This window comes from Caryophanon latum (assembly GCF_001700325.1).
GTDB classification, from domain to species: Bacteria; Bacillota; Bacilli; order Bacillales_A; family Planococcaceae; genus Caryophanon; species Caryophanon latum.
On record NZ_MATO01000007.1, the window covers coordinates 41435 to 49234 of the forward strand.

Annotated in this window: 7 protein-coding genes; 5 read left to right on the forward strand and 2 right to left on the reverse strand. The window is 42.6% G+C overall.

Features of this window, described 5'->3' with window-relative positions:
* The first annotated feature begins 5 nt into the window (after nucleotides 1-5).
* Nucleotides 6-176 (forward strand): hypothetical protein, encoded by a 171-nt coding sequence (locus tag A6K76_RS16710; RefSeq protein ID WP_169817974.1) that lies wholly within the window; start codon nucleotides 6-8, stop codon nucleotides 174-176.
* Nucleotides 177-226: 50 nt separating this feature from the next.
* On the opposite strand, the gene A6K76_RS02315 is transcribed toward A6K76_RS16710, so the two are convergent.
* Entirely contained in the window at nucleotides 227-685 is a 459-nt protein-coding gene (locus A6K76_RS02315) for a chemotaxis protein CheX (protein ID WP_066461689.1), read from the reverse strand.
* 305 nt (nucleotides 686-990) lie between these two features.
* Here A6K76_RS02315 and A6K76_RS02320 point away from each other — a divergent pair, with 305 nt between their 5' ends.
* Together A6K76_RS02320 and A6K76_RS02325 are read left to right on the forward strand one after the other, a co-directional pair.
* Nucleotides 991-4620: a dynamin family protein gene (locus A6K76_RS02320; RefSeq protein ID WP_066461692.1), complete on the forward strand. Its 3630-nt coding sequence runs from the start codon at nucleotides 991-993 to the stop codon at nucleotides 4618-4620.
* Nucleotides 4621-4632: 12 nt separating this feature from the next.
* Nucleotides 4633-5430 carry a sulfurtransferase gene (locus A6K76_RS02325; protein ID WP_066461693.1) on the forward strand — a complete coding sequence of 266 codons (798 nt, stop codon included), beginning with the start codon at nucleotides 4633-4635 and terminating at the stop codon, nucleotides 5428-5430.
* Between the two features lie 43 nt (nucleotides 5431-5473).
* On the opposite strand, the gene A6K76_RS02330 is transcribed toward A6K76_RS02325, so the two are convergent.
* Entirely contained in the window at nucleotides 5474-5812 is a 339-nt protein-coding gene (locus A6K76_RS02330) for a hypothetical protein (protein ID WP_066461694.1), read from the reverse strand.
* A gap of 128 nt (nucleotides 5813-5940) precedes the next feature.
* On the opposite strand from A6K76_RS02330, the gene A6K76_RS02335 reads away from it, so the two are divergent.
* Nucleotides 5941-6768: an aminoglycoside 6-adenylyltransferase gene (locus A6K76_RS02335; RefSeq protein WP_066461695.1), complete on the forward strand. Its 828-nt coding sequence runs from the start codon at nucleotides 5941-5943 to the stop codon at nucleotides 6766-6768.
* A 56-nt stretch (nucleotides 6769-6824) separates the two neighbouring features.
* Nucleotides 6825-7370: a biotin transporter BioY gene (locus A6K76_RS02340; protein WP_066461697.1), complete on the forward strand. Its 546-nt coding sequence runs from the start codon at nucleotides 6825-6827 to the stop codon at nucleotides 7368-7370.
* The last annotated feature ends 430 nt before the right edge of the window (nucleotides 7371-7800 follow it).

A 7800-nucleotide genomic window follows, 5' to 3' on the forward strand; every position in this document is an offset into this window, starting at 1 on the left:
AATGGATGATTACGTATGAAGTGACATGTCGCTTTTGTCAGCAACCATTTTTATTAGTAGAAGGGACGGCAAAATATATGCGATATAAAAAGAACCGCGCTGAAAAGTTTTCGTGTGATGATTGTGATCGTCGTATTGAAGCGGATTCACGCAAATATTTGTTTGACCGTGATTAAATAAAAATACCATTCGAACATTTTTCGAATGGTATTTTTATGCGCAAAACTTAGTTTTCTTCATCGATTGTTAATAAAATGGTAATTTCACCAACTGTTGCAATCGTTACTTTCAGCTGGAATGCTTTTTGGAAGCCGTATAACTTTGTATGACCGACCATAACGGTAGGTGGTGTAATGTCTAGCTCTAAGCCGTTTTGACCGACTTGTGTGCAAAGATTTCCAGCCATCATGTTACCGAATTCTCCTGTAAATGACTCAAGCATTTCGCCTTCTAACGGCATGCCGAACATCATATTACCGATGTTTGAGAACGAGGCAGGTGTTGAGTCTAAAATGATACGTCCTTTCAAATCACCAACGATGCCGATTAATACGCCCATTTCTTGTTGTTCGTACGGCTCTGTTGTCATTGCAGGTGCGCCCATTGTTACTTCAAGAGGAATAATTGTTTTTAATGCTTGGATTGTGCCGTTTAAGATTGTTTGAATATGTTTTGACGTGCTCATAATAAATTCCACCTATTCCATATATATTTGACAATTTTCAAGTGCAAAGCGTGTCATATGTATGCTGCTTAACGCGGTGCAAAGAAAGTTGATGCGTCAATTGCTCGTTCGAACTCATGTATACTATTCATCATATCACGTAATAAGTCGCAATAAAATATATGCGCACAAAATACTACAGTAGTGAAGAACAGGAAATTGTCGGCAGAAATCGAAAAAATCGAATATTTCTACATTCACCAAGCGGTAAAACGTGTTAGAATATAAGGCATACTAAGAAACTAGAAGGGAATTTATACAACAAAATGAGCGTATTCGAGCAAAATTTACAAGAGCTGCTAAAACAGGCAGCTGTGCAATCACTTTTGTATAAAAATAATGAAGATGACGAGCGCCATGCAAAAACGGCTTTGTTTGCGCGCAAGCTTCTTCAACGAGAATATGTTATCGGTTTTGCGGGGCATTTCTCAGCAGGTAAGTCGAGTATGATCAACGCTTTATCAGGTGAAGATTTACTTGCAGCAAGTCCAATTCCAACGAGTGCCAACATTGTAAAAGTGCATAAGGCAGATGAAGATTATGCGATCGTTTACATGCATAATGACAAGCCGGTTAAGTTTGAAGCAGGCTATGAGTACAAAACGGTAAAAGAGCTAAGTAAAAACGGCGACTTAGTACAAATGATTGAAATCGGTCATGCTGGTTCAAACTTACCACAAGGCGTTACGGTAATGGATACACCAGGAGTTGACTCAACAGACGACGCGCATGCGATGTCTACTGAATCAGCGCTGCACATTGCCGATATCGTATTTTACACGATGGACTACAACCACGTGCAATCAGAGTTAAACTTCCAATTTACGAAGCAGCTCATGAAATACAACCCGAACGTTTATTTAATCGTTAACCAAATCGATAAGCATAAAGATAACGAGCTATCGTTTGACGAGTTTAAGCAATCGGTGCATCAATCGTTCGCAGCGTGGGGCGTTGAGCCAAAAGCGATTTTCTTCACGTCGCTAAAGCAAAAAGACCACCCGCATAACGATTTCGAAACGGTGAAAAAAATTGTGATGGACAGTATGGAAGGTTGGCAAGATGAGCTTGTAAAAACGGCGGAAAATACGCTGAAAAAATTACAAGATGAGCATACCGATTACTTAACGTCTGAAAAAGAGCAGCTGATGATGGATAGTACGGAGCTTGTATCAGAAGATGATTGGAAGCACCGTGATGATTTATTGACGCAATATCACCGTTTAACGCAGCAAAAGGATTTATTAAACGTTGACGACTGGATTGAGCGCTTTGAAGATGCACGTAAAGAGCTTTTAACGAATACAAAATCGGTCATCATCCCAGCAGATTTCCGCGATTTACTGCGCGAATATTTAATTAGTAAGCAAGATGACTTCAAAGTAGGCGGCTTCTTCGGCAATTTATTTGGCGGAAAAGCGAAGGCAGACGAGGAGCGTGAACGTCGTCGTCAAGCAGTGGAAAAAGCGTATCACCACGTAACGAGCCAGCAAGTAACAGGGCATTTAAAAGGTGTAATGAAGCAAGCACTTCGCGATGTAGGGGCATTAACGGAGGAGCGCGCAGCACAAATTGATGCGATTGAATACGTGCCAGGTACAGACATTATTGATGCACAAATTCAAAAGAACGCTGGTACAGAGGGCGATGCATTACTCAATTTCGCAAACCGCGTTGCAGAGGCGACAAATCGCTTCTATATCGAGCAAAGTGATATTTGGAAAAAGGAAACAGCAGCGGCGCTTCAAAACTTAGCGACTGAAGTATCAGGTCCGGTGAAAAAGAAGATCGAAGCGATGCAGGAAAAAATTGACGTTATTAAAGCGGTTGTGAACGTGGAGCAACGTTTAGAAGCATCAGCGCTTATGATGCACCAAGTAAGCAACGAAAACCGTGCAACATCTAAATTAATTTTAGAGCGTTGGGAGCGCGATTACGAAAAATCACTTGCAGAAATTCGCCTATTTGACGAATCGATGCTAAAACCGAAAGAAGTAACAGTACAAGAGGAGCAACAAGTTGAGCGTGCACCGATCGCGACATTACCAGTGGACGAAGTAATCGACCGTGCGATGCATACAGCAAACCTTGTAAAAGATGTACACGGCTTCACAGAAGTTGCGGACTACTTAACGAAAAAAGTAGAGCGCTTAGAGAAGCGTGACTTCACAATCGCGTTATTCGGTGCGTTCTCAGCAGGGAAATCATCATTCTCAAACGCGTTAATGGGCTCTAAAGTATTACCAGTATCACCGAACCCGACGACAGCGGCCATTAATAAAATTCGTCCGGTATCACCAGAGCATCCGCACGAAACAGCGGACGTTGTGTTAAAAACAGCGGACATGATGTTAGAGGATATTCAAGCGTCATACGAAGTAATCGGCTTAAAAGTCAACTCACTTGAGGAAGCGTTCTCTCGCGCACAAGAAGGATTAGCGGTGCCGTTAAAAGACGAGCGTTTAAACATTCATAAATCGTTCATTCGCGCATATGAAATCGGCTACCCGCAGTTTAAAGATCAGTTAGGGCAAACGCTGCGAGTTAACCGTGAAGACTTTGAAAAATTCGTTGCTCAAGAAAGCCGCTCATGCTTCGTTGATAACATTGACTTCTACTATGATTCACCGATTACGCGCATGGGTGTAACACTTGTAGATACACCAGGGGCGGATTCAATTAACGCGCGTCATACAGGCGTTGCATTCGATTACATTCGTAACGCTGATGCGATTTTATTCATTACGTATTACAACCACGCATTTGCTAAAGCAGACCGCGAGTTTTTAATTCAATTAGGTCGTGTAAAAGATGCGTTTGAGCTAGATAAAATGTTCTTTATCGTCAACGCGATCGACTTAGCGTCAACAGAGGAAGAAGCAGAGGACGTAAAAGGCTATGTGCGTACAGAACTACAACGCTTTGGCATTCGCTTCCCACGTTTATACGGCGTATCAAGCTTATTAGCACTGAAGGAAAAAGTAGAGCAAGGCGACTTCGCATCAGGTATGAAGCCGTTTGAATCAGCGTTCCATTCATTCTTAAATGATGAGCTGCGCGCACTTGCTGTTCAAGCACTTGCAGAAGAAGTAGACAAAACAGAGCAGCGTCTAAGCGATTTAATTGCACAAACAGAGCACAACTTATCGCGTAAAGAAGAGCGTTTAAAAGAATTAACGCAGCTAGAAACAGATATTGAAAAGTATTACCGCGTACCACGTACATCAATGCTGGAATCAGACATGAAGCAAGAGCTTGATGAGTTACTGTATTACTTATTACAGCGCGTGTATTACCGTTACCCTGACTTCTTCCGCGAAAGCTACAACCCGGCAACATTTGCACATCAGCCGGCACAGCAAGCGTTAGAAGTAGCGTTAAAAGAAGTACTGCAAAGCTTAAGCTTCGACTTAGCGCAAGAATTACGCGTAACGAACTTCCGTCTAGCGCAGTACATTCAGCGTAGCTTACTTATGCTGTACAAAGAAAACGTACAAAGCTTAAAGGAGAAAAACAATTCGTTCTCGTTCCTTGCATACGAAGCGGCAGAGCCATCGCTGTTAGAGTTTGCAGGTCCGTTCCAATCAGAAGCACCGTACGTATCGGTAAAATCGCACTTCAAAAACACGAAAGCGTTCTTTGAGAAAAACGAAAAAGAAAACTTACGTGATGCGTTAGAGAAATTAACGAAGCCAGATGCACAAAAGTTTTTAGATGCAGAAAAAGAAAACTTACAAAAATGGGCATTTGCTTACATTACGCAAGAAGCAGATCGTCAAGCGAACTATTTAGTAGACCAAGCGCATGAGCAAATTGCGACAGAGCGCATGTTACTGCAAGAAGAAAGCCAGTTACAAAGCTGGAAAGAAATTCATAACAAGCTACAATACGCATAAGGGGCGAATGACATGGGAGTATTTGTCGAAGCAACGGACGTTTCGCGTGACGCCATCTTTTTAGATGCACGCTACAACTTACAAAACAAGCAGTGGGGCAAGGAGCAATATGACGCAGCGCATATTCATAACGCGCGCTACGTTGATTTAGAGCAAGACGTATCGGACATGACGAGCAATCGCGGTCGTCATCCGATGCCGTCGCACGCACAACTTCAGCAATTGTTTGAGCGTCTTGGCTTACAGCTAGATAGCGAAATCGTCATTTACGACCAAGGTGGCGCACCGTTTGCATCGCGTGTATATTACATGCTCGCATATGCAGGCTTTACGAATATCGCAATTGTTAACGGCGGCTTCTCGGCACTTGTAGCAGCGGGGCTTCCTATTAACGCAGAAGCGGTTGACGTAACACCGACAAATATTACACTGAACTGGCAGCCGCAGTTATATGCATCGCGCGACGACGTTAAAGCGATTGTCGATGGTGACGTGCAAGCAGTATTACTCGATGCGCGTGAAGAAGCCCGCTACCGTGGTGAGGTCGAGCCGCTTGATAAAGTTGCTGGGCACATTCCGACAGCGCGCAACTATTTTTGGGAGCAAGCAAAAGAAGACGGCAAGCTAGTCGTAACGGATGCGCTCACACAAACGGTAAGCAAGGACGAACCGGTTGTCGTATATTGCGGCAGTGGCGTTACAGCTTCACCAGTATTTACATTATTAAAGGAAGCGGGCTATGAGGACGTGAAAGTGTACGTCGGCAGCTTTAGCGACTGGATCGAAGCGTATGACGCAGCGAAAAAATAATGCGAAAAATCCAGCAGGGGTAGTCTCTGCTGGATTTTTTCGTTTAAAAAGTATTCGGTAAAAATTCATACGAAAATGCTTTATGTTGACGGAGCCATACCCGCAAAATTTGTCGATGCGTCAATAGCTTTCGTTTATGTGTTTTTCGCGCTTGGGCGTGCTGTAAGCTTTGGAGTAATAGACGCGCCTGTGGTAAACAAGCATCCGGCTCTACTAAGACAGCGAATGCATAATCAATATATTGCTCGCGCTGTAATTGTGCAAGTAAAACGGAAAAAGTAGTCGCCATCTGTACGTATCGTTCTTCCTCATATAGCTCAATGCACGTCCATAAGCATTGTTCAATATCATGCTCGAGCTGTAATGCCGCAATTTCCTCCATAACATCACCTCATACGCAATAGTATAAGCGATTTTCATAAATAGTTCGTTCAAAACAGCTTAGCATTCTAAAAATAAGGAAAGAATGTATAATAAGAGGTAGAATTAAGTAGAAAGGTGGGGACAAAGATGCTTCTGAAAGAAAACCTACTAGAAAGCTTACTCGCGAGCGTGCAGCAAAATACTAATATTCGAATGGTCGTGTTAAAAGCGGAGCAAATCGTCGCTGAACAGCAAGACGGCACTGCGTATGCACTTGACGTCGCATTCGCCGCTCAGCATGTCGAGAAGCTTCAGCATGACGACGTATGGCAGCAACAATTTGTGACACAGCTTACCGCACACATGCCTCAAAATTTAATGCTATTCCCACCGAGCGAGCAGCATTTTTCATACTTACTATTATTCGATGACGGAAATCGAATTGCGATTGAACTGTTATCGAAGGAAGATATGGAGCAATTACTTCAATTAGATGAGCAGGAAATGCAAGTGTTGCTCGACAAAGACCAGCTTGCCGCCAACGTACAACTAGACGCGGTTGAACCGCCAAGCATTGAAGTGTTTAATGAGTGTTGTAGCTCGTTTTGGTGGGGAGCTACGTACGTTGTTAAAAGCTTAGCGAAGCAGGAGTTTTTACCAGCTGCGGAGCATTTCCAACAGCTCGTGCGTAAATCGCTGCTTCAAATGATAACGTGGCAAGCTGCAAGTGAGCATCAGTTTACGATTCATATCGGCAAGCATTATCGCCAACTGCCACAATATTTATCACGAGCGCGCTATGAGCAGCTACTTGCGACATATAACATTGCGACCGAGCAACGTTTACTTGACGTATTAACGGACATACAAGTGCTGTTTAGAGAGGCGACGATGGCAGTTGGTGCGTATTGCCAATTTGCATATCCACCGTATGATGTACAAGTTTCTCAATTACTCGCAACGATGAAAAAATAACACTTGCTCTATTTGTTAACCTGTATTAATATTTGGTTAACAAAGGGGGCTTTTTTATGGACACGACACGTTCACTCGTTTATATAGCATTTTGTGCAGCTGTTATTGCAGTGCTTGCACAAGTGATGATCCCGTTACCGCTCGTGCCAATTACAGGGCAAACGTTAGCGATTGGCTTAGTCGTAACATTGCTCGGGAAAAAATATGGCACACAAGCAGTTTGTTTATATATTATGCTCGGTGCAATCGGCTTACCAGTATTTACTGCATTTTCAGGTGGCTTAGGCGTGCTAGTCGGCCCTACAGGTGGTTACATTATCGGCTTCATCCCGACCGCAATGATTATAGGTCTTTACTTCGAAAAATTTGGCTACACGTACGTTCATGCTGTTATAGCAAATATTATTGGCATGTTCGTAACGCTGCTGTTTGGCGCGCTATGGCTAAAATTATTTGCGAACTTAACGTGGTCAGCAGCGTTCATATCGGGCGTATTACCGTTTATGATAGCAGGTATCGTTAAAGCATGTATTGCTGCGACAGTTGGCTTGACGTTAAAACGACGTTTGCAGCAAGCAAAGCTACTTCAAATAATACAGTAGAAACGAAGCTGTGCTAAAAGTCGATTTGGACAATTAGCGCAGTTTTTTTATACAACTACGCGACGTCTTTCACGAAAAAAGATGGCAACTTGAATGTAGCGGTTACATTGATCTAGCATCCCATTTGCCTCCAAACGTGCGACTCGATTAAAGAAAGCACTTGGAAATTTACACAATCACTTACTTTTGCACAATAAACAAGTCAATTATTTTCAATTCGTAGTTGAATTATGTTGCGCAAATCAGTATGATGAAAAGGTATTTGTAGTTGCGCTTTTGTATTGAACAGAAAATAAGCGTAAAAAAATAAAACTTTTTTTGAAAAAGTGTTGACGTATGAAGAATACTCTTGTAAGATAATAAATGTCGCTAAGGTGACTTACGAAATGAACCTTGAAAACTGAACAACAAACGTTGATGAAACATAGCT

What these genes read in the sequence shown, in the direction of transcription:
- A6K76_RS16710 (WP_169817974.1), top strand. Translation starts at nt 6, where the DNA reads ATGATTACGTATGAAGTGACATGTCGCTTTTGTCAGCAACCATTTTTA.
- A6K76_RS02315 (WP_066461689.1), bottom strand. Translation starts at nt 685, where the DNA reads ATGAGCACGTCAAAACATATTCAAACAATCTTAAACGGCACAATCCAA.
- A6K76_RS02320 (WP_066461692.1), top strand. Translation starts at nt 991, where the DNA reads ATGAGCGTATTCGAGCAAAATTTACAAGAGCTGCTAAAACAGGCAGCT.
- A6K76_RS02325 (WP_066461693.1), top strand. Translation starts at nt 4,633, where the DNA reads ATGGGAGTATTTGTCGAAGCAACGGACGTTTCGCGTGACGCCATCTTT.
- A6K76_RS02330 (WP_066461694.1), bottom strand. Translation starts at nt 5,812, where the DNA reads ATGGAGGAAATTGCGGCATTACAGCTCGAGCATGATATTGAACAATGC.
- A6K76_RS02335 (WP_066461695.1), top strand. Translation starts at nt 5,941, where the DNA reads ATGCTTCTGAAAGAAAACCTACTAGAAAGCTTACTCGCGAGCGTGCAG.
- A6K76_RS02340 (WP_066461697.1), top strand. Translation starts at nt 6,825, where the DNA reads ATGGACACGACACGTTCACTCGTTTATATAGCATTTTGTGCAGCTGTT.